Source organism: Loktanella sp. S4079 (genome assembly GCF_000967725.1).
Taxonomy (GTDB): domain Bacteria; phylum Pseudomonadota; class Alphaproteobacteria; order Rhodobacterales; family Rhodobacteraceae; genus Yoonia.
On record NZ_JXYE01000006.1, the window covers coordinates 125585 to 147419 of the forward strand.

At 55.6% G+C, this 21835-nt stretch carries 18 protein-coding genes; 5 read left to right on the forward strand and 13 right to left on the reverse strand.

Annotated features, from left to right (window positions below):
* Positions 1-17 precede the first annotated feature (17 nt).
* Positions 18-2258 carry a TonB-dependent siderophore receptor gene (locus TW80_RS13820; protein WP_157033280.1) on the reverse strand — a complete coding sequence of 747 codons (2241 nt, stop codon included), beginning with the start codon at positions 2256-2258 and terminating at the stop codon, positions 18-20.
* 390 nt (positions 2259-2648) lie between these two features.
* Between TW80_RS13820 and TW80_RS13825 the strand changes: the two genes are divergently transcribed.
* From TW80_RS13825 to scpB, 3 genes are all read left to right on the forward strand, one after another.
* Positions 2649-4583, forward strand: coding sequence for a TonB-dependent receptor domain-containing protein (locus TW80_RS13825; protein WP_239450555.1), 1935 nt, complete (start codon positions 2649-2651; stop codon positions 4581-4583).
* Between the two features lie 132 nt (positions 4584-4715).
* Positions 4716-5600, forward strand: coding sequence for a DUF1403 family protein (locus TW80_RS13830; RefSeq protein ID WP_045998018.1), 885 nt, complete (start codon positions 4716-4718; stop codon positions 5598-5600).
* Positions 5601-5668: 68 nt separating this feature from the next.
* The gene (gene scpB, locus TW80_RS13835) at positions 5669-6184 is read left to right on the forward strand and encodes an SMC-Scp complex subunit ScpB (RefSeq protein ID WP_084625818.1); all 516 of its coding nucleotides are present in this window, start codon (positions 5669-5671) and stop codon (positions 6182-6184) included.
* Positions 6185-6219: 35 nt separating this feature from the next.
* Here the strand turns inward: scpB and TW80_RS13840 are convergent, their stop codons facing one another.
* From TW80_RS13840 to TW80_RS13870, 7 genes are all read right to left on the reverse strand, one after another.
* Complete coding sequence (locus tag TW80_RS13840; protein WP_045998019.1) at positions 6220-7167, reverse strand: AEC family transporter; 948 nt, start codon at positions 7165-7167, stop codon at positions 6220-6222.
* 13 nt (positions 7168-7180) lie between these two features.
* Positions 7181-9070, reverse strand: coding sequence for a bifunctional sugar phosphate isomerase/epimerase/4-hydroxyphenylpyruvate dioxygenase family protein (locus TW80_RS13845; protein ID WP_045998020.1), 1890 nt, complete (start codon positions 9068-9070; stop codon positions 7181-7183).
* Positions 9067-9918, reverse strand: coding sequence for a shikimate dehydrogenase family protein (locus tag TW80_RS13850; RefSeq protein WP_045998021.1), 852 nt, complete (start codon positions 9916-9918; stop codon positions 9067-9069). Before TW80_RS13850 ends, TW80_RS13845 begins: the two co-directional genes overlap by 4 nt.
* Positions 9918-11429: a tripartite tricarboxylate transporter permease gene (locus TW80_RS13855; RefSeq protein ID WP_045998022.1), complete on the reverse strand. Its 1512-nt coding sequence runs from the start codon at positions 11427-11429 to the stop codon at positions 9918-9920. Before TW80_RS13855 ends, TW80_RS13850 begins: the two co-directional genes overlap by 1 nt.
* Positions 11426-12004 (reverse strand): tripartite tricarboxylate transporter TctB family protein, encoded by a 579-nt coding sequence (locus tag TW80_RS13860; protein ID WP_045998023.1) that lies wholly within the window; start codon positions 12002-12004, stop codon positions 11426-11428. The genes TW80_RS13855 and TW80_RS13860 overlap by 4 nt, the downstream gene beginning before the upstream one ends.
* 98 nt (positions 12005-12102) lie before the next feature.
* On the reverse strand, positions 12103-13104 hold the full coding sequence (locus TW80_RS13865) for a Bug family tripartite tricarboxylate transporter substrate binding protein (protein WP_045998024.1): 1002 nt from the start codon (positions 13102-13104) through the stop codon (positions 12103-12105).
* 120 nt (positions 13105-13224) lie between these two features.
* Positions 13225-14151 (reverse strand): LysR family transcriptional regulator, encoded by a 927-nt coding sequence (locus TW80_RS13870; protein ID WP_045998197.1) that lies wholly within the window; start codon positions 14149-14151, stop codon positions 13225-13227.
* A 119-nt stretch (positions 14152-14270) separates the two neighbouring features.
* Between TW80_RS13870 and TW80_RS13875 the strand changes: the two genes are divergently transcribed.
* Positions 14271-15965: an FAD-dependent oxidoreductase gene (locus tag TW80_RS13875; protein WP_045998025.1), complete on the forward strand. Its 1695-nt coding sequence runs from the start codon at positions 14271-14273 to the stop codon at positions 15963-15965.
* Positions 15962-16795, forward strand: a complete 834-nt coding sequence (locus TW80_RS13880) for a sugar phosphate isomerase/epimerase family protein (protein WP_045998026.1) — start codon at positions 15962-15964, stop codon at positions 16793-16795. Before TW80_RS13875 ends, TW80_RS13880 begins: the two co-directional genes overlap by 4 nt.
* Here the strand turns inward: TW80_RS13880 and ribB are convergent.
* The 5 genes from ribB to rutA are packed head-to-tail and all read right to left on the reverse strand — an operon-like array spanning position 16792 to position 21735.
* Entirely contained in the window at positions 16792-17433 is a 642-nt protein-coding gene (gene ribB, locus TW80_RS13885; protein ID WP_084625805.1) for a 3,4-dihydroxy-2-butanone-4-phosphate synthase, read from the reverse strand. The two genes, TW80_RS13880 and ribB, sit on opposite strands and share 4 nt — an antisense overlap.
* Positions 17434-17446: 13 nt before the next feature.
* Positions 17447-17932, reverse strand: a complete 486-nt coding sequence (locus TW80_RS13890; protein WP_045998027.1) for a flavin reductase family protein — start codon at positions 17930-17932, stop codon at positions 17447-17449.
* Positions 17919-19199: an amidase gene (locus TW80_RS13895; RefSeq protein ID WP_045998028.1), complete on the reverse strand. Its 1281-nt coding sequence runs from the start codon at positions 19197-19199 to the stop codon at positions 17919-17921. Before TW80_RS13895 ends, TW80_RS13890 begins: the two co-directional genes overlap by 14 nt.
* Positions 19190-20650 carry an amidase gene (locus TW80_RS13900; RefSeq protein ID WP_052700997.1) on the reverse strand — a complete coding sequence of 487 codons (1461 nt, stop codon included), beginning with the start codon at positions 20648-20650 and terminating at the stop codon, positions 19190-19192. The genes TW80_RS13895 and TW80_RS13900 overlap by 10 nt, the downstream gene beginning before the upstream one ends.
* A complete protein-coding gene (gene rutA / locus TW80_RS13905) occupies positions 20650-21735 on the reverse strand; it encodes a pyrimidine utilization protein A (protein ID WP_045998030.1) in 1086 nt (361 codons plus the stop codon). The genes TW80_RS13900 and rutA overlap by 1 nt, the downstream gene beginning before the upstream one ends.
* Positions 21736-21835 lie beyond the last annotated feature (100 nt).

Consider the following 21835-nt stretch of genomic DNA (forward strand, 5'->3'; position numbering starts at 1 on the left):
GATGAAAACGCTACGCATTACAACGGACGGCTAAACGTTAGTGCAATGTCGCGCCCTTCGCCAAGGGTACAAGCACCTGAATAGTTGTTCAGTGCGGGTGCACCGAGATCACCGGGCGATAATGTGGTGCCTGTGCAGAATGCGACATAACGTTCGTCCATCAGATTGCGCGCCGTCAATTGCGCGGTCCAGTCATTCCATTCATAGGTGATCGATGCATCAAAGAGCGTGACACTATCCAAGTCATATGTGTTGGAAATATCTGCGTAACGCTCGCCTGTGAAACGCGCGCCGCCGCCAATCGACAGACCATCCACAGATTGCAGTTCGTATTGGGCGTATAGGGTCGCTGACAGTTCTGGGACCCTCGCAACTTGGTTTCCGCCATAGGTTGGATCATCGACCACTTTGGCGTCGATATAGGCCAGCGTCCCAAACAGGCTCAGCCCGTTGTCCAAGCTATGGATCGCCTCAACCTCAATCCCGCGTGAACGCAAGCTGCCAACCTGCGTCATCACTGTTGGGTCGATGCTGTTGGGGTCGTCATAGGTCGCGTTTTGCTTTTCGACCTGAAATACACCGAGATTGAAATCAGTTGCACCATCGGCACTGATGTATTTCAGACCTGCCTCGAAGGATTGAGATTCCTCTAGATCAAGCGCTGCGTAGCTGTCGGTCACGCCTGCTGGGGGCACGTTGAATGACCTTGCGATGGCGCCGTACAGGCTCAGTTCATCAGACAATGCGTGCGACACGCCGATATTGCCAGACACAAAGGTTTCTTCGACATTATAGTCAAATGTCGCGACACCAGCCAAACCAGTCTGATACCCGGCGCGGCTGTATTCAACATCATCATAGCGCAGCCCGCCCGAAATCTTGGTTTGTGGACCAACGTCAGCGATACCCGCAACATAAAGCCCGGTTTGGCGGATGTCCGTCTGCGCCTCGGATGGCAACGATGCGGGGAACGATCCGGCAAGCACATTCGTTGTTTCGCCGGTATAGATGTTCAGTTCACCACCATAGCCAAAGGAATATTCCGTAAAGCTATCAACCGTGTAGTGATCAACACCCACAGCGACAGAACCAATCCCATGTGCGGTGCCAAATTCATAGGTCAGCGCATTATCAGCACTGAACTGATCCAATGTCTGATCAACGTAGAAATCCAGCATAACAGCCGTATCAACTGCGGCAGGATCAGGTGATGTGCCGGGCAGACCCAGATAAATCCCATTCAAAAATACGCCCGGATATGATGTTTCGTTCAACCAATCGTTCGTTGCATAGCGCGCCCGAGACGTCCAAGTGAGCCTGTCACTGATCGCCTGCTCGAACTCATATCCAAGGTAGTTTTGCGTGCTTTCAATCGTGTTGTAGTCTGGATTGCCCGTATAGGTGTTTTCATCCAGCTGGCCGTAGGGGTTATCGTACTGCGTGCCGTATTGCGGCAACAGGATATAGGTATCGCCAACTTCGTCTTGTTGGTATTGACCATAGACGGTCAGCCTTGTTTCGTCGGATGGTTCCCATGTCAGCGACGGAGCAAGATACACGCGCGACGTTTCAACGTCGTCATAATTCGTTTCCGACGTATCCGCGAGACCTACAATCCGATACGCGAGCGTGTCTGACAGCGGTGCCGTATAATCGACGCCGACTTGCGCACCCAAATCCGAAGCAACTGCGAACCGGGCCTCACCCCCTTGCGAAAACGAAGGGCGTTTCGATACGCCGTTCACCAAACCGCCAGGTTCGTTCATGCCATAAAGATCCGAAGTCGGCCCGCGCAGCACGTTCACACTATCCAATGCAAAAGGTTCGGTTCGCCAGGACGCCCAATCCACCGTGCGTAGCGGCATTCCATCCCGATAGGTGCCGACCTGTTGGGCCTCGAACCCACGGATCACGTATTCATCGTAGCGTCCGTCTTGGCCGTAGGTCTCGGTCACGACACCGGGCGTATAAGACAGCGTCGCCTCCATCGTCCGCGCCCCGCGAGTTTCAAAATATTCGCTTGGGACGATCGTCATTGCGCGTGGCAAATCCTTGGGGTCAACCGCCACCCGTGCACCTGCGGTATTCATCGCCTCGGTTGCGGTGACGCCTTCGCCACCGTCGTTGAGCGCGTCAATCACGACGACGCCCAAATAGACGCCAGTTTCATCTGTTTCTTGAGCTATGGCCGAAACTGGGAACAATGCGGTCGTTGCCAGCAGAAATGCTGCCCGCGAAAAGATACGGGGATGTGTCAAAATTTTCTCCAACGGTTGCGCAGGGCTTACCCGCCCGCAAAAGCAGGCAGCAAAGCTCGCATAAGATAGTGTAGGGCTGGGGCCGTCACATGGTGGCCTTGGCAGACATCCTGAGGTGTCGCGATTTTGCTAATGTGAATAATTGTTCACGTCAAGCATGTAACCAACTGAAATAGTAAGAAATACGTCTTCAGCTTTTGTGATGATGAATTGCGGTGCGGATGTGCCACCAAATTTGCGTCTATCGCGCAGATAAGTTGCCGCTAGAGCGCGGTCGTATCCGTTTACATTTTGCCTTCACCTTTGTGTGATGGCGATATAACAGTCGCACTTGTTCGCCAGCACTAAGACACATGTTTTCGCCAGCCGTTCATTTTGGAGGAAACATTCATGTATATGAAGAAAACTGCTGTTCTGGCCGTATTGCTCGCAACTGCATCTAGCGCCGTATTGGCCCAAAGTACCGACCCTGTTGACCTTGGCGCGATCCGGATCGAAGGCGCAAGCGCGCAAACAGTGCTAGGGAATGACGCAATCACCGAAGAAGAGATTGCAGAACGGAACGCAGCAACAATTGCTGATGTCTTTGCTGGTGAATCCGCTGTTACAGCCAGCGGCGGTGCACCGATTGCGCAAAAGGTATTTGTCAACGGTATCGAGGAAAGCCTCTTGTCTGTGACCATTGACGGTGCACGCCAGAACAAGTCAGCCTTTCACCATACTGGGAACATCTTGCTCGATCCCGCGCTGCTTCAATCTGTCGAGGTGAGTGCGGGGCTCGCTCCTGCGGATCAGGGGCCGAATGCTCTCGCAGGTGCGATAAACTATACCACCAAAGACGCGCGCGATTTGCTTGAGCCCGGTGACAATTTTGGTGGCTTCAATAGCCTGACTGCTGGAAACAATGGTCTAGGATTGCGCAATACCGTCGCGCTCTATGGTGAGACGCAAGGGGTGGAATACCTGTTAAGCGGTACGCGCGCGTCCGGTGAAGACTATGCAGACGGTGACGGAAACACCATCGTTGGCACGCGTCCCGAATTGACTGACATCATCGGAAAACTGGCCTTTACCACCCAAGAGGGTAAACGGATTAGTTTTGCTGCTTCGCAGACATCCGATGAAGGCAAGCGCGCAATGCAAGGTGGTTTCATCCGCCCAGACTTTGCCGAGGTGGTCGGCCGTGAAACGGAGCTCTATCAGGCGTTGTCAGAGCGTACGTCCTACACGCTGACCTATACGGACGAGAACCCGCAAGGGCAATTCGCGCCTTTTGCTCAGCTTAGCTACAACGAGCAGGCCATGGACGTCGGTTTGTTGTATGGGGTGAACACAAGCCTGAGTGGGGTCGTCAAAAATGAATTTCAACTTGGCAACGGTACGCTGACTGCCGGCGTTGATTTCTTTCGGGAAACTGCAGAGGGTTTTGACAACTCGGGCGCATCTCGCGTGTCGAGCGGTAAGGAAGAGCTATCCAACATTGGCCTCTTTGCCCAAGCCCGTCAGGACCTGACAGCACGTGTATCGACCTCCTTTGGTGTCCGTTATGACTTTGCCGAATTTGACGCGGCTGACGGTCGTTCATTCAAAGACGACGGCGGCAGCGTAAACGGTTCAATCGACTATGCGTTAACGGATGCCCTTACGTTCAATGCTGGGTTGGCAAGCAGCTGGGGCGGCTATGAGCTTGGTGAAGCGGCGTTGATCAATTTCCGTAGCACATGGACGTATGACGGCTTTACCAGTTCACGTGCCGAAGCCGCACGCATTGGTTTGCGCTACGAGCAAAACGGTTTGGCCGTGCGCGGTGCCCTGTTCAATACCGATATTTCTGATCTGAATGCAGTGCTTCCTGATTCCGGTGCACGTGGTGCGACGGCCTCGATGAACGCGCAGGGGTTTGATGGCGCGGTTGAATACAGCGCAGGTTGGGGCTTTGTTGCGCTAAACTACACATATGCTGATGTGACCGTGAACGACGATACGGTCGGAACGACAGCTTACTATCTGGGCCGCCCTGTTGGGCATATGATAGGCCTATCTGGTGCGTACGCTTTGAACGATGCGCTTGAAATCGGGGGCACCGCACAAATCGCCCTTGAAAATACCGACACCCCAACACCGCTGCCGGGTTATGAAGTCGTAGACGTTTATGCCCAATACGTGCCGACAAACTACGAAAACCTGTCTTTGCGCGTTGATGTTCGGAACCTGTTCGATGCAACATATGCGTCGCGCAGTTCAGATGGCATCGATAGCGAACGCGTTGTGCCGCTCACTGAACCGGGGCGCACGCTGAGCCTAACCGCCAAGATCACGTTCTAAGAAACGGCTCTACGGCTGGCGGAGTGTTCACTTTGCCAGTCGAAGGGGCGCGTAACGCACCCGAGTTGTAAGTGACGGCGGTTGAGGGTGGCGAGGCTTGTCAAAAGCGCCGCTAAAATCTAGCGTCACGGCATGAATATAGACGCTGCAAAATGGAACGCTGATCCTGATGTGATCCCGAATTTACCGGGGTGGGTGAATGTTGCCCGTGCTCAGACCCTCGAGGACACCGCATTTCTGGCGGGTGCTGCAATCAATCATTTGCAGCAGATACTGAACCATCGGGCGGTGCCTGTTGACCTGTTGCGTGATCGTTTGGCGCTGCGCGCGGCAGAAGCCTGTGTGACACATTCAGGTCGCCCCGAGCGAAGGGGGCAATTGCGTGATATCCTGCATATGCTGCGGCCGGGTGATTTACCTGGGCCAGCGGGGGATATCTATCTGAATTGGCGGCGTGCGGTTGAAAGGCCAATTTCAAAGCCAGCGATGGAGCGCGCACTACCGCAGGTTTCCGCGGCCCAAATTGACGCGTGCTTTGCCGAGAAGTCCGGGGCCGCGGTGACCACGGCGGCCCGCGTGATAGAGGCGGTTTTGGCGGATTCTCCGCGCGATGATGCTGGGGCGTTGATCCTTGCAGATGCGGTTATGGCGCGCACTTTGGGATGGCGGGACTTGGTTCCGATTTTTGCAATTGGTCTAAGTCGGCCGGATTTGCGGAAATCGGATCATGAGTTGGCTTATGCCTGCCATCGGGCGGTGATCAAGGCGGTGCGGGAAGCAACGCGACTTGCGTCTGATGTGACCCGACGGGCAGAGCAGTTGCGCGCAGTCGCCCCAAAGCTACGGGCGTCCGGCGCGCAGGATGCTGTGCAAATGTTCCTAAGTCGTGATGCGCTGGCTCCTTCGGCCTTGCCTTTGGCGGATCGCGCGGCGCGGCGATTGTGTGATCGGCTGGTCTCGCTTGGCGTGATCCGAGAGTTGACCGGGCGCAAGACTTTTCGGCTCTATGGGGTGTGAGCGTGGCAAAAGAACCTTTGGATATTGCCTTGTCCGATTTGCCGCCCGAACAGCGTTGGCGCGAATGGATGCACCGGATCGAGGCGGTTCTATTCGCATCGGCACGTCCGGTTTCCCGCGAGGATCTGGCGCGCGTTGTGGGCGATGTTTCGGTTGATCTACTGGTGGCTGATTTATCGGCTGATCTGGTCGGACGCGCGTTTGAGATCGCAAAAGTTGGCGATGGTTGGATGATGCGCACGCGCGCTGCATATGCCGATGCGATCAAGACGGCGGCGGATGTGAATGAACCTTTGTCACGCTTGGATACTTTCGATTTTGCGGTGCTCTCAGCCGTTGCCTATTATCAACCAATCACGCGCGATGGCCTTAAGGACCTATTTGGCAAAGAGATCAGCCGAGATTTGATTGGGCGATTGCACGAATTAGGGCTGATTGGGACAGGGCCGCGCAGTCCGCAGCGCGGCGCGCCTTATACATACGTGACGACCGAACAGTTCCTCGTCGCCTTTGGGCTAGAGAGTTTGCACGATTTGCCCGATCCGGAAATGTTACAAGACGCGGGTATCGCGGGCCAAAGCTGACGTCCCGAGGATGAGTTGCACGTTTGCCGTAGCCTTCAGCCCCAAACAATAGATAGCGTTATGCTAAGCGTGACGAAGGACGCCGCCGTCATGGTGAACATGGCGAGAGATGCGTTGCGTTCTTCGCCATACCGTTGGGCCAAGATGGGATAGATTGCCATCACAGGGGTGGCCGCCATAATGATGGCAGCCGCAAAGAGCCGATCGTCGCCGACGTCGAAGCCGATCAATGACATCCCCAAGAGGCTCAATGCGACCGCGAGCGGATGCAGCAGCAGTTTGCCCAAGGTAATGCGCAAGACCGGCCATTTGATTTCGTTGATCTGCAAAGAGGCGAGCGTGCCGCCGATCACAGTGAGCGACAGAGCCGCGCTGGCGGACGCGAACATATCAATCGGGCGCACAAATACCGTTGGCAATCGCAGGCCAAGTGCCGAGATGCCCAAACCCAGAATAAGCGCGATCACAATTGGGTTGCGCAACAGGCGGGTCGCGATCTGCTTGGCGAGTTTGCCGCCTGAAATGCCTTGACCTTGTGCGCGTTCTGCCATGATCAAGACAAGCGGGATCATCACCAAATTCTCGACAATCATATTTAACGCGAGCGCCTGCGACGCGACCTCGGGGAGGGCGATGAGCAAGATTGGAAAGCCGACAAAGCCAGTGTTGGCGCACGACATTCCCATCGCGCTAAAGGTGCTGGCGCTGGGGCTTTCTTTGCTGATTTGTCGTGACCAGAAATAGCCAAACCAAAATACCGCGAGCGAGCCAACTAACACGGCACCCAAGTAACCGACATTCGCGATGTCATGAATTGGCTGGCTAGATACAGCGCGTAGGATCAGTGCGGGCAGTGCAAAGTTGACGACAAATTTCCCAAGCGTCCCCATATCAGACGTAGAAAAGGCCCCGGTACGCACTGCAGCGAAACCTACGCCGATCACGATAAAGATCGTACCGGTGATCGTGATGACGTCAAACATTGGGAACCTTGGTTTAGCGCTGGGGCATGCCTTTGGGACGGGTCAATCGTTTCTGGGCAGCAATGCGGAATGGCGCATTGGGTGCACCGTAACCGTCATAGTCCTTGATCCGTTGAACAATTTCAAAGAACTGCCCGCCTGCAAAGGGTTCACTGTAAATTTGATAGAAGGCACCGTTGTCGTCTTGGTCATATAGGATGTTGAGATCTTGCATCTTTTTGACCTGTTCATCAGTCAGCCCAAACCGCGCTTGCAGGTCGTTGTAGTAGTTCCCCGTCATACTGAGCGATTTGAAGCCCAAATTGGTGATCGCCGCGGCGGTTGCAAAGATATCATTTGTCGCAAAGGCAACGTGTTGCACCGCGCCGCCATAGCTATCTGCAAGAAACTGGCCCGCCAATGTCCGGTGGGTCTCGGCACCATTGAGAGTGATACGTGCGGTGCCTGCGGTTGCTTTGATCGCTTGGCTTCGTACCAGCCCGTCTGGGTCAACAACATCGACCATTGGGGTGCGTTGCATGTCAAACAGCGAGGTATAGAACAACGACCAGCTGAGCATTTCGTCGTAGTTCATCGTCTCGGCGAGGTGATCGACCGCGACGAGGCCCGCGCCATTATGCGGAGCCGTCTCATTGTTGTTAAATTCAGTTGACCAAACATTTGCGAGGTCACCGCTATCGTCAATGAAATGCATGACGCTACCGCCGACGCTTCGGATTGCCGGAATGTCCAATTCACCCGGTCCGATGGGCTGCGCATGTGTTGCAGCGCCTAGCATTTGGGCGCGCGTTGCTGTGGCTTCGGCGTCGGAAACTTTCAATCCAACATCGCAGACAGCGGTGCCATGGCTGACATAGGCGACATGCGCAAAGCCGGTGGTTTCTTGGTTCAAAATGATCCGAATGTCGCCCTGCTGCCATAGCGCGACCTTTTTCGAGATGTGATTGCCAACGTGGGCAAACCCCATGGATTGCAGCAAATTGGAGAGCGCTTTGGCCTCTTGGTCGCGGGTCGCGAATTCGATGAACGATACCCCGTCAACGCCGATGCGCGGGGGGAGCTGTGGCACACCAATCTTGATGTCAGGTTCTGCCCTTTGGACGTCATCCATCAAGGCAACCAATGAGCGATACCCATCGCGCGCCAAACCAGAAGGGCGCCCACCGCGGAATTGGTCGTTGAAAATCTCGAGGCTGATTGGCCCATCATAACCGGTGGCGGCTACGGCGCGCATGAAATCAGTGACGGGCAGGTCCCCTTCGCCGGGCATGTTCCGAAAATGCCGCGACCAATAGAGCAGGTCCATGTCGATCAACGGGGCATCAGCGAGTTGCACAAAAAAGATTTTATCCGAAGGAATGCGACGGATGGTATCGGGATCGATTTTGCGCGCCAAACTGTGAAAACTATCCAGTATGATGCCAATATTTGGATGATCGGCGCGGCGTACAATTTCCCACGCATCGCGGTGATCGTTCACATGTCGCCCCCAAGCAAGGGCTTCGAAGCCGACCCGCAGATTTTGCGCTGCTGCGAGTTCACCAAGCGCTGCAAAATCATCTGCGGCGCGGTCGATACCGCCTACTGCATTTGGGTGCACAGATGAACAAACCAGCATTAGGTCTGTGCCAAGCTCGCACATTGTGTCGAATTTGTATTTTGCCCGATCAAAGGCCCGTTGGCGGGCCGTGCCGGTCAGCCCTTCGAAGTCGCGGAATGGCTGAAATAGCGATACTTCAAGTCCGTGATCGCGGATCAGGTTGCCAATTTCGCGTGGGGTGCCGGTGTCGGCGATGAAGTCTTGTTCAAAGATTTCGATCCCGTCGAAACCCGCTTTGGCAATCGCGTCAAGTTTTTCGCGTAGGCTGCCAGATATGGATACGGTGGCAATAGACGTTTTCATGCGGCTTCTCCGTGGGTGATCAGGTCGGCGCGTAGTTTTTCTTCGTCGATGGGTTGGCCCGAAAAATGGGTCCAAGCGTGGATACCTTGGTAAATAAAGAGTTCATATCCCGAGATGGTCTTGAGGCCGAGCATTCGCGCGTCTTGCAAAAATTGCGTGTTTACGGGTGTGTAAACAGCATCAAATGCCCATTGTGCCTGTGTCATTGCCTGTTTGGCCAGAGGCGTACCGCCGATCCCGTCCATCCCAACAGGTGAACCGTTCAGCAAGCCGTGCGCACCTTTGGCAGCCTGAGCTGCGTTGTCGAAGACCTTAACCGTTCGTTCACCGATGACTGCGCGCAGTTCAGCGGCAAGGGTTTCAGCCTTTTGCGGTTCGGTATCTACGAGGCGAATTTCTTGGGCACCAAGCGCAACAAGCCCAAAGGCGAGCGCGCGTCCGACACCCCCAGTACCAATCAAGCATGTAACGCCCGGTGCTAATTCTCCGCGTGCAGATTTATAGGCCGCGATGAATCCAGAATAATCGGTGTTCATCCCTTTTGGGCCGTCTTGGTCAAACAGTACTGTGTTAACGGCCCCAATGGCGCGGACCAGCGGGTCAGTGATGGTCACCTGTTGTGCCGCGCGGGTTTTGTAGGGGTATGTCACGTTCACCCCCCGATAACCATGATCAGGGCAGCGCTTAAAAATGTGGTCGAAATCTTGGCCCAGATCCTTTGGCACCAAGCGGTCATATTGCACTGTGATCCCGCGTTGACCACCGGCAAGCTGATGTAGCTGTGGTGAACGAGAGCCAGCGATATTATCGCCGATCAGGCCAAGTTTCAGATCTGGGCTAAGAGTCATTATGCGGACTTTCTTGATTTAAATATCCGCGCCTTTGCCCAGCCCCAAACAGGGGTTTGTGAGACAAAGATCAGGATCACGGATATGAACAACACGAGTGACAAAGGGCTGCTGAAGATACCTTCGAAAAAGCGCCCGAGATCTTCGCGTTCAGAGATGATCGCCCGTCGCCAGTTATCATCGAGCAGTCGCGACAGGATCACGCCGAGAATGACCGGACCAAGCGGATAGCCATAGTGGCGCATAAAGTAGCCGAAAATTCCAAAGCCCAGCATCCAATACACATCGGTGATCGCGTTGTTTACGGCATAGGCGCCTACGATACTGAGCAGCAGGATTAATGGGATTAGTACGCTACGTGGCATCTCTACGATTTTGGTGAACAGCCGAATGCCCGTCAGCCCAAAGAAAACCATAAAGAAGTTGGCAAGCACCAGACAGCCAACGATGAACCAGAACATGTCGGGTTGATCAATCATCAGCATCGGACCGGGGTTCAGCCCGTGAATGAACAGTGCCCCAATCATGATGGCTGTTACTGCGTCACCGGGAATACCTAGTGTCATCATCGGGATGAACGCACCACCCACTGCCGCGTTATTGGCAGTTTCGGGGGCGACTAGCCCTTCCATTGCGCCGTCGCCAAAGGGCCGGGATGGATTTTTGGTGACGCGCTTGGCGTGGTCATAGGCCATTAGCGCGGCGATATCGCCGCCGGTGCCGGGCAGGGCACCAATGGTCACCCCAATGGTCGATGTTTGCAGCGAGAGCGGCAAGTGCTTTTTCACCGTGGAGAGCGAAGGCACAATCCGGCTGATTTTTTGGCGCACGGCGTCTTTGTCAACATGGTGGAGTTGGAGTAGCGCCTCGGATACACCAAACATTCCGATCATCACGGCGATGAATGAAATGCCCCCTTCAAGAAGCTGAAAGTCAAAGGTGAACCGTTCGGCAAAAGTCAGCGGGTCACGCCCGACAGCGCCGATTGTAATCCCCAGTGCACCTGCAAAGATACCTTTAACAAGCGACCCTTGGGACAAAGACCCAACAAGCAAGATACCCAAGATTGCCAGCAACATATAGTCACGCGGTTGGAATTTGAGCGCAAAGTCCGAAACGAGCGGCGCGGCAAGCGCCAATACCCCAATGCCGACGAAACCACCGATAAAGGACATGACGGTCGTCACCCCGATCGCGGTGCCTGCTTCGCCTCTTTTGGCCATTGGATACCCATCCAGTGCCGTGGCAATTGCAGAGGGTGCACCCGGAATATTTAGCAAGATCGCAGTACGGGACCCCCCATAGACCCCGCCCATGTAGATCCCGATCATCAACGAGATCGCGGGATACACGTCCCATGAGAACGTAAAGGAAATCAGGATTGAGACGGCCATCGTGACAGATAGTCCGGGGATGGCCCCCACATAGACCCCGGCAAATGTACCCAGCCCAACCAGTAGCAAAAGCTGCGGTTGCGTGAAGACGATCAAAAAATCTGCAAAGGCACTCATGAAGTGGATCCCCCATTGGTGAGGTCGCGGAAAAACTGGATAAACTCTGCTTCGGGGACGATCCCGGCGGGCATCAATACGCTGAACACGATGCGGAAGATCAGCCAAATGACGATCAAACTGCCAAGCGACACTGTCGCGGTCCAGAGCAGGCTACGTTTCGCCAAAAGCTTGATCGCAATAAACAAAAACAGACCAGAGGTGGGAAGAAAGCCAAGCGGCTGCATCAATGCGCCGTAGATCACCAGCATCAGTGCAAACAGCAGAACCATTGGCGGCAGGATATCTTTGGCGAGCGTTTCGGCCCGATCCAGCGGGAGCTTTGCGGTTTTGAACAATACGATAGCCGCAGAGACCACCATCGCAAATGTCGCAGCGAGCGGAATAGAGCGCGGCGCAGATAGCCCATTGGGACCAAAGGGGTTTTCGATGCCATAGGCGCTGTGCAGTAGCCCGATACTCGCGAGTACGAGAAAGGCCGCAAAGACAAGTTCGCCGGGCCGTCTTTGGTTGATTTCGCCGCCGGGTGTCGCGTCAGAGGTGCCATCATGATGTTCTGGGTCGATGTGGTCCATTGTTTCCTCCCATGTATAGAATGAAACGGGCGCCGCATTTCGCGTAGGAATGCGGCGCCCAATATTGGCAGTTGCCCCAAAAGGCGCTGCCAGGGAGATTATTCTCCGGGGCGAGCGATCCCGAACTCTTCAGGGGATGCTTTGGTCAGACCAGCGTCTTGCAAGAGCCAAGCTGTGCCTTGCTGCCATTTGGTCAAGAAGGCGTCAGCCTCGTCACCGGAAATTGCCATCAATGAGAAGCCACGGTCTTGCATCAACTGCACGAAGTCGGGGTGCTGCGCGCCGGTGGCATATGCGTCTGACAGCGTCGCAATCACGTCGTCAGGCGTACCTTTGGGAACGAACACGCCAAAGAATGGCCCCCATGGCAGGTAAGTGCTGTAGCCGTCGTTAAACTGAGTGACGTATGGCGCGTCAGGCAGTTGTGCGTTGGCTTCGGTGTCCATGATCGCGAGGACTTTCATGTTTCCGGCGCGGATACCTTCGATTGCGGCACCCAAAACGGCAGGCATCACGTCGATAGCACCACCTTGCAGGCCAGTTAGCGCAGGGCCGTCGCCGTCATATGGCACGCTGGTGACATCTAATTCACCTTCGACGGCACCGATCATGGCGTTGACGACAGATGGCAGTCCGCCCGGCCCCGTAGAGCCGAATTTGACTTCACCGGGGTTTGCTTGGACGTATGCGATCATTTCCGCATAGTCGTTGAATGGCGCGTCTGGGTGCGCGACCAGCACGGCGGTCCCGCGTGCAAGGATCGAAATTGGCACGAACTCGCTATAGTCTTTGTCGCCAAGTCCCATCACCTTGTAGAGCATCGGGTTTTCTGCGCCCATGAGCAGCGTGTAACCGTCTGCGGTGCTGCCAGCGACGTGGTTCAACGCGATTGCGCCTACAGCACCCGTCATGTTTTGCATCACAACAGTTCCGCCAAAAGCGGCTTCGGCATGGGGCGTGACTGAACGCATCACGGTGTCAGTTGACCCGCCAGCACCCCATTGGATGATACCTTGGATTTCTTTTTCTGGATATTCTGCCACGGCTGTCGTGGCAGTCAGTGCCAATGCGCTCAACGCGCCTAGGATAATCTGCTTCATGGTTCTCCTCCCTCGCAGTGATAGATATGTCGCCAATGAGATCGGCGATTGATGCACATTTGTCTGCGGTTTTCACCGCTTAACGTCAATTACCTCTTTGTCCATTTCATTAACGTGATGTTATTTCGTGGACTGGTTGTACGGCCCTTCGTTGATAGCGCGGGCCAGAGCGCGTTGAAACTGTTCAATAGTATACTCTGCAAAGCCGGACAGTACGCGGCCTTTCTTGCGCGAGACATAGATCTTGACGCGCACGTCTTCGGCGAGCGGTCGGCGCACCAGGCCGGGCATGTAGACCTCGGCAACAGAGAATTCGTCGATCACAGCGACGCCCAGACCGTGACGCACCATGCTAATCAGGGTTTGTGCGAATCTCCCGCGCATTGCGTAATTGGGCAGGACATCGGCAATTTCGAATGGCTGGGCCAATAGCGCGCCATATGGGTCAGAGGGCCGAACACCGATGAGCGTTTCATTGGCGAGGTCTTTGGCCGATACGACATCTTGGTTACACAGCGCGTGACCTTCTGGCAGGACCGCGACAAGACGCCCTTCGGCGATTTCTTCGTTTTCGATGGCAGCATTTTCGACGGCTGAGCTCATGATCACAAACTCACCCCGTTCGAGTAGGAGGTATTCGACCGTTTCTTCGATCTTTAGCATGTTCATATCGACAAAGAGGTCGTCATATCTGGCGCGGACCTGTTTCACGACACGGGCGGCAATGAATTGCGCGATGGACGGTGCTGTCGCAAAGGCGAGCCGCACGTCTTCGCCCTTTTGCAAAGAGCCAACGGCGATCTGTAGGTTTTCGACGCCTTTATAGACCTCGCGGACTTGGTCGAACACGCGGGCGGCTTCGACGGACGGGGTGAAAAGCCCTGCTTTGCGTTCAAATAAGCGTATTCCTAGCGATTCTTCGGTATGTTTGACCAGACGGCTGATACCGGGCGCAGATACATTGAGCATATCAGCCGCGCCGCTGATTGTGCCCGTCATCATCACGGCGCGGATGACTTCGATTTGCCTCAAGGTCATTTCAGACATGGTTATGGCCTCCTGCATGGATATTAACCTGATGTTACGCAAAGACGCAAACAAGCATTTGACGTTATCTATCTCGCGCCCGAACATGCGTTTCGTCACTATGCGGGGAGGATTGCGCCGTGGCTGATGCAATACATGAGACATGCGATTTGTTGGTGGCCGGGTCGGGGGCGGCAGGGATGGCTGCAGCGATCACCGCGGCGCATCAAGGATTGCATGTTGTCGTTGTAGAAAAGGATAGCGTCATCGGTGGGACCACCGCGTGGTCCGGTGGCTGGATTTGGGCGCCGTGCAATGCAATCGCCAAAGCCAATGGCGTCACAGAAGATGTCAGCGCCCCGAGGCGCTATTTGAAATCTGTCTTGGGGGAAACTTTTAATCCAGAGCTTGTCGATGCGTTTTTGGCGGCTGCGCCCGAAATGGTGGCGTTTTTCGACACAAAAACCGCGCTGCAATTTGATGCGGGGCTGCACATTCCTGACACCTATGGGCATCTGCCCGGTGCCGGTATGGGGGGACGATCTGTCATTGCCCGACCATATGATGGTCGTGAATTAAAGGGCGACATTGATCAGATGCGCCCGCCCTTGCCCGAGACGACTTTCTGGGGGCTGACCATTCAGGCGGGCCCCGATCTGAAGGCCTTTATGTCTGTGATGCGTTCGCCGCGTTCGGCGATTTACGTCAGCCAAAGAATTCTGCGACATCTCTGGGATTTGGCGTGGCACGGTCGCGCGATGCAACTGCGCAATGGCCAGGCGCTTGTTGGGCGGTTGCTGCGTTCAGCTTTGGACGCAGGTGTTGAAATCCGTACACGCACGATGATCACCGCATTAGAACAAGGCCCACAGGGCATTACTGGTGCACAGCTATTGGGGCCAGAGGGCCGAACACAGATCCGCGCGCGATATGGTGTGGTGCTGGCGTGCGGCGGGTTCCCGAACGATAAAATCAGGCGTGCAGCGCAGTTTCCACATGCGCAAACGCACCGCTCGCTCGCGGTTAAGGCCGCGACAGGTGATGGGCTGAGGTTAGGCGCGTCCGCAGGGGGGCAACAGGTCAGTGACTTTCCTGCACCGGGCGCGTGGTGTCCGGTGTCCGAGGTCAACTGGCCCGATGGAAGGCGCGGTGTATTTCCCCACATCATTGATCGTGGAAAGCCGGGCGTGATTGGCGTTTTGAGGTCTGGAAAACGGTTTTGCAACGAGGGGCTGGGCTATCACGACTATGTCACCGCCTTGTTCGATGCCACCGACCCCAAGGAAACGCCCGAGTCATGGTTGATTTGTGATCATCGTTTCTTGCGGCGCTATGGATTGGGGATCGTACGACCCGCGCCAGTGCCGGTTCGCGCGTGGCTTCGGTCAGGGTATCTGAAGCGAGGACGCAGCATCGCCGCACTTGCACAGAGCTGCGGTATTGATGCTGGGGCTTTGGCGCAGACGATTGCAGAGTTCAACCGTGATGCAACGCGCGGGATTGATCGCGCCTTTGGTCGGGGGACGTCGGCCTATATGCGATTGCAGGGGGATGCGCGGGCGCGTCCGAACCCTTGTTTAGCGCCAATAGTTAAGGCCCCTTATTATGCTGTACGTGTCATACCCGGTAGTTTTGGCACCTTTGCTGGATTGAAAACCGATGGCCAGGCGCGGGTATTGAATGAACATGGAGCGGTGATCCCTGGCCTTTATGCAGCGGGCACTGACATGGCGAGCGTAATGGGCGGGCATTACCCCGCTGGTGGAATTAATTTGGGGCCCGCTCTGACCTTTGGGTTTGTGGCTGGGCGTCACGCTGCGGGGCAGAAACCATGACCCGGCAGATTTCAGTGGCGCATCTGACGGCGGTAGATTTATCGCCTCCTCGGTTCATCTCGGAGGCTGCAGAGGCGGGGTTCGATGCAGTGGGATTGCGGTTGATCCGTGTCACCCAAGATAGTCCCGGCTATCCCCTCATGCGTGATCCTGTCATGATGCGTGATACGCAGGCCGCCCTACGCGATACGGGGCTGATGGTGAATGACATTGAATTTGTGAAGCTAGAGCCGCAAAGTGATGTCGATAGGCTCGTTCCGTTTTTGGATGCGGGGGCAAGCCTTGGCGCGCGCGAAGTTATCTGCGCCCCTTATGATATGGACCTGTCGCGGCTGGCGGATCGGCTGGGGCGCCTGTCCGAATTGGCAATGCAGCGCGGGTTGAATGTCTCGCTTGAGTTTTTCCCATGGACTGTTGTCCCGGATTTAATGGCCGCCCATCGTGTGGCCTGTGCCGCCGGGCCAGAGGTCGGGGTTCTTGTGGATGCGTTGCATTTTGATCGTTCCGAAAGCACGATTGATCAACTACGCTCTATGCCTGCTGCGCGCTTGAGATTGGCACATCTTTGCGATGCCCCTGTGCGGGATAGCTATTCAGATGCGGAACTGCTGCACACCGCCCGTGCTGCGCGCCTGCCGCCGGGTGAAGGGCAAATTGACCTCGGGCAGATCATCGCGGCCCTGCCTGCGCAGGTGTCGATTGGGGTCGAAGTCCCGATGACTGAGGCGACGCAAGATCAGGGGTATTCCAAAACGCTGAAGAGAACGCTGCGCGCAACCAAGGCCATGCTGGACCGGGTTGATCAGCATATGCCGAGTGGTTCGAGCTAGCTGGCAGCCAATGCTTGTGCAATTTCATCGATCGTGATCAACGGCATTCCTCGCGCTGCACCCAGTGTCGCAATGTCGGCATAGCATGCCATTCGCCCGTCGTCTGTCATTGCTTCGCAAAGAACGCCAGACGCAGGCAAGCCCGCCAGTTCCATCAGCGCAAGGGTGGCTTCTGTGTGGCCGCGTCGTGCCCGAAGCCCATCTGGGTGCGCAACAAGTGGAAACACGTGACCGGGGCTGCGCAAATCTGATTGCACCGCATCCAGCTGCGTGAGCGCGTGGATTGTTTTGGTTCGGTCTTGCGCCGAAACCCCAGTTGTGACGCCGTTTGATGCCTCGACCGAGATCGTGAACGGAGTTTTGTAGGGGGACGCATTTTGGTGAACCATGGGCGGCAGACCCATGTGATCTGCGTGAGCCTGAGTGATAACAGCGCAAACAATCCCAGAGCCGTGACGGATCATCAGCGCCATTTGTTCGGGCGTTAGGGTCTGCGCGGCGAAGATGAAATCACATTCGTTTTCGCGGTCTGCGTCGTCGGCGACGATAACACCTTCGCCGCGTTGGAGTGCGGAAATTGCGTCGATCACTGCGGCGGGCATTGCTGTGTCACGAGACAGGGTTGTGAGGTCTTGCATGGGCGTTCTCCGGTTAAGCGATTTTGGCAAGTGTGCTAAAGCGACCGTCATGATAGGTGAGCGGTTGCGACATATCTTGGAGCCAGACGTCTTGGATTTGACCAAAGAGCACGGTGTGCGTTCCTTGGGTCATTTCATGTGATGTTTTGCAATCAAAGCTGACACAGGCCCCCTGCAACACCGGGGAACCTGTTTGCATTTGGACCCAAGACCCTAATTCAAAACGGGTTTCGCGGTTCTTGGGCGTGGCAAAGCGTGTCGCAATGTCGGCCTGACCCACAGATAGCACGTTTACGCAAAAGTGACCCGCGCGGGTCAGGTGATCGTGGATCGAGGCGGTGCGGTTTACACAAATCAACAGGGTCGGTGGTTCTGCGCAGACTGAGGTTACCGCTGTTGCAATCAGGCCGTATCGTTGGTTGTCGTAAGTTGTGGTGATCAGACTGACCCCCGCGGCAAGGCGGCGCATCCCAGCGGTAAAGGCTTCAGATTGGGGCATTGGCGTGCTCCTGTGTTTTGATGTGTTGAAAGAGTTCACCTGCGATCCGCAGCAATTGACCGTCGTTGGCGCGCGGACCGACGATTTGAATTCCCATCGGCAATCCTGCGTGCTTAGCCACAGGTAATGTGACGCAGGGCATTTGCAGCGCTGTCCACATTGCGTTGAAGATTGGGTTGCCCGGATCACGCCCAAGAGGTGCCGGGCCAGGTGCGGCCGGAACAATGAGCGCATCAATCCCGCTGGATATCATCATATTTTCGAGCTGGTTGGCAAAGCGAGACATCGCGTCGCGGGCAATGAAAGCCTCGCGCATGGTGTCGGCAGTACGGCTTTGGATTCGCGCATGAAAATCTTGATGTAACTCGTGCGAAGCGGTCCGCGACAAAGGTAGAAATGTGCTGGCCCCTTCGGCAAACATGACGGCGCGATGTAGATCGTCAAGCTGTGCAAACTCAGCGGGCAATTCAAAGCTGGAAACCATGGGCAGTTCCCCAATTTGATCGAGCAATGCGACCATTGGCGGTGACAGTTGCGCGCGATGCGCGGTGTAACTAATGCCAAGCCGAAATGGACCCGACTGCGTCGCTGCTGGCAGGTCAAAGACCTTGGCGGCGAGTTCCAGATCAGTGATGTCACGTCCGTAAACACCCACGGTATCAAAACTAGGGGCGTATCGTTTCATGCCTTCGGTCGAGATGAGCCCATAACTGGGCTTCATCCCAAAGATTCCACAAAAGCTCGCTGGGCGAATAGTGGAGCCGCCTGTTTGCGTCGCGAGCGCAAGGGGCACGTGAAAATCGGCGACTGCGGCTGCTGATCCTGCGGATGATCCGCCGGGCGTATGCGCTAAATTCGCCGGATTGCCAGTCGCGGCGTTACGCCCTGCGGCAGCGAATTCTGTCGTGTCGGTCTTGCCGATGATAATGGCGCCCGCTGCACGCAACATGGTCACGGCGGCGGCATCTAACGTTGGTTGGTGGTTGGCGAATATCGGCGAATTATACGTCGTCGGAAGATCGTGGGTGTCGAAAACGTCCTTCACCCCAATTGGCAACCCGGCAAGAGGCCGAGGATCATCCGCAGTGATCTTGGCGGCCTCTTGTTCCGCATTTGGGTCGAGACTAAGCCATGCCTTCACCTGTTCATCGCGGGCGTGAATACGCTCTAAACAGGCGCGCGTAAGGTCAAGTGCGGTAAATTCCCCGCGCTTTAGCCCGGTGAGCGCTTTGGTCGCGCTAAGTGTATTGAGAGGTTCTAGGGGCATCGCAGGTGGTGTTTTGTAGCGTTCTGAAAGGCCGCGCCAAACGCAAGGCAAAGCGCGTCGTCGAAGGGGCGCCCAATGATCTGGATGCCAAGAGGTAGACCATTTGGGCCAATGCCACTGGGCAGCATAAGCGCAGGGAACCCAGTGAGGTCCCAGATCATCGTGTTTCGCGAAATTGCGTCAAACCCAAGTTGCTCTTCGTTGATGTCGATCGTCAGGCTATTCAGGTGACCTGCTTCCCCGCCAAGGCCGGGGGTAATCAGCACGTCAACGTTCCAGTTAGCCGTAAGGTGTTGGATCAGCGTGGTGCGGTGCGAAAGCGCGAGCAGATATTCCGCTGCCGTTATGGCATCGCCTCGGGCGATCCGCGCCTGAAGTCCGGCGTCTTGCAGATGTCGGTTCGGGGCATTCGCGCGTTGTGATGCAGAAAGTTCGCTGGAGAGGATCGTCCAGCCTGCATCATGATTTCGCGCCATATCGCCAAATAATTCGCTGGTCTTGATAGGCACACAGGTGGCGCCAAGGTCACGGAATACGCGCAGGGATTCTTGCCAGCTTTGCAGTACGGCAGCGTCAACCTTTTCAGAAAACCACCCATCGGGCACGCCGATCCGCAGCCCTTTTATTGTGTGCTGACTGGCCGAGAAATCAGCATCGCTAACGGTCTTCATCACCTGCAAGATGTCGGCGGCAGAGAGACCCATCGGGCCAATATGATCCAATGTCCAACTTAGGGGAGCGACCCCTTGGGTCGACAGAAGTGCGTGTGTCGGCTTCAGCCCGGTAATACCACACCAGCATGACGGCACGCGGATTGATCCACCGGTATCTGTGCCAAGCGCAAAGGGCAGCATCCGCCGGGCGACGGCGGCACCAGAACCAGTGGATGACCCACCAGTCCAGCGTGACGAGTCATATGGGTTGGTGACAACGCCGTGACGCGGATTAAACGGGGAACCCGCCGCAAATTCGGTCGTAGCGAGCATCGCAACGGGAATGGCCCCGGCGGCACGTAGCCTTGCCACGATTGGTGCGTCGTGATCTGCGATGCGCGTGCCTGTCGTGAATGATCCGCAGGTAATATCGGCACCTTTGACATCTACGATTGCCTTTATGCCAAAGGGGATGCCTTCAAGCGGGCGCGCGGAATTCGATGCCCAGCGGTCGGTGGATGTTTGGATCGCCTCAGCGCAATCGAGGCACTCTAAAACCGCCTCTGCGGCAATTGGGTCCTGCGCCTTTTGGTGAAAACGGGCGATTTCGTCTGCCGGTGTGGTGACGCCTGACCGGTATTTATCTAAGAGATTCAGCACGCCACCGGGCGCAACGGTGGTCTCCGTTTGCGTGGCCCTTGGTGTCGCGATGGGCCGGATGTTTTCGGGCAAATCGCGGGCGTCAAATGGGTTGGCAGGCAGCACGCATTGCTGCCCGCTGTTCGCTGTGGTGTCCATTACTCGGCTGCGATCGCCGCGAGCTTGTCTTGGCGGGATTTCATCAGCGGTTGGATTTTTTGTCCAAAGGTATCAATACCTTCAAGGAAGTCATCAAAGGTCATCATGATGCCCTTTACGCCTTCGACGGTGGCGACCTCGTCCAACATAGACGCGATGGTTTCATACGAGCCAACCAATGTGCCCATGTTAAAGTTCACAGCCCCTTCGGGTAGGTTGATATGTGTTGCCGTAGAGGTGCCGTCAGCTGTTTTGTCCTTGGAGCCCTGATCCGCCATCCATGCGAGCGCGTCGGCATCTACGCCTGAACGAATGTGTTCCCAACGTGCCATCGCTTTTTCGTCGGTCTCATCGGCGATGATCATGAACAATACGTAAGCCCCGACATCGCGCCCCGTTTTTTCAGCGGCAGCAACGAGGTTGGCTGCCCCTTCTTTGAACGCAGTGGGCGTGTTGATCCCGGTGCCCATCACAAAGTTATAATCCGCGTGTTGGGCGGCGAATTCGATGCCCTTTGCAGATTGCCCTGCAGCGACGATTTCGACTTTTTCCGGTTGCGGCGACAGTTTGCAGTCTTCCATTTGGAAATGCTCGCCCTTGAAGTCTGAACTGCCGTTCTGCCAAAGATCGCGCATCACCTGGACGTATTCTGCACCGAAATTATAGCGATAACCAAAGTATTCATCACCGGGCCAGACGCCCATTTGTGTGTACTCATTTTTGGCCCAGCCCGTCACGATATTCACGCCAAAGCGACCCGGTGCGATGTTATCAACTGTGCTTGCCATTCGGGCGACCAATGCTGGGGGCAGCGTCAGAATTGCGGTCGAGGCAAAAAGCTTGATCTTAGTTGTGACCGCCGCAAGGCCTGCCATCAACGTAAAGCTTTCGAGATTGTGATCCCAGAATTCGGTTTTGCCGCCAAAGCCGCGCAGCTTGATCATGGAAAGTGCGAATTCCAAACCATAGCCTTCGGCCTTTTGCACAACCTGTTTGTTCAATTCAAATGTTGGCATGTACTGCGGTGCAGTTTCAGAAATGAGCCAACCATTGTTCCCAATTGGGATGAAGACACCCATGTCCATGACAAATCCTTTCTCGTTGCATTTGTATGGACATAACCGGACATTCGCGGAGTGGAGCCAATATATTTGCTGATATTTGTACGTACAATTGCAGCAAATT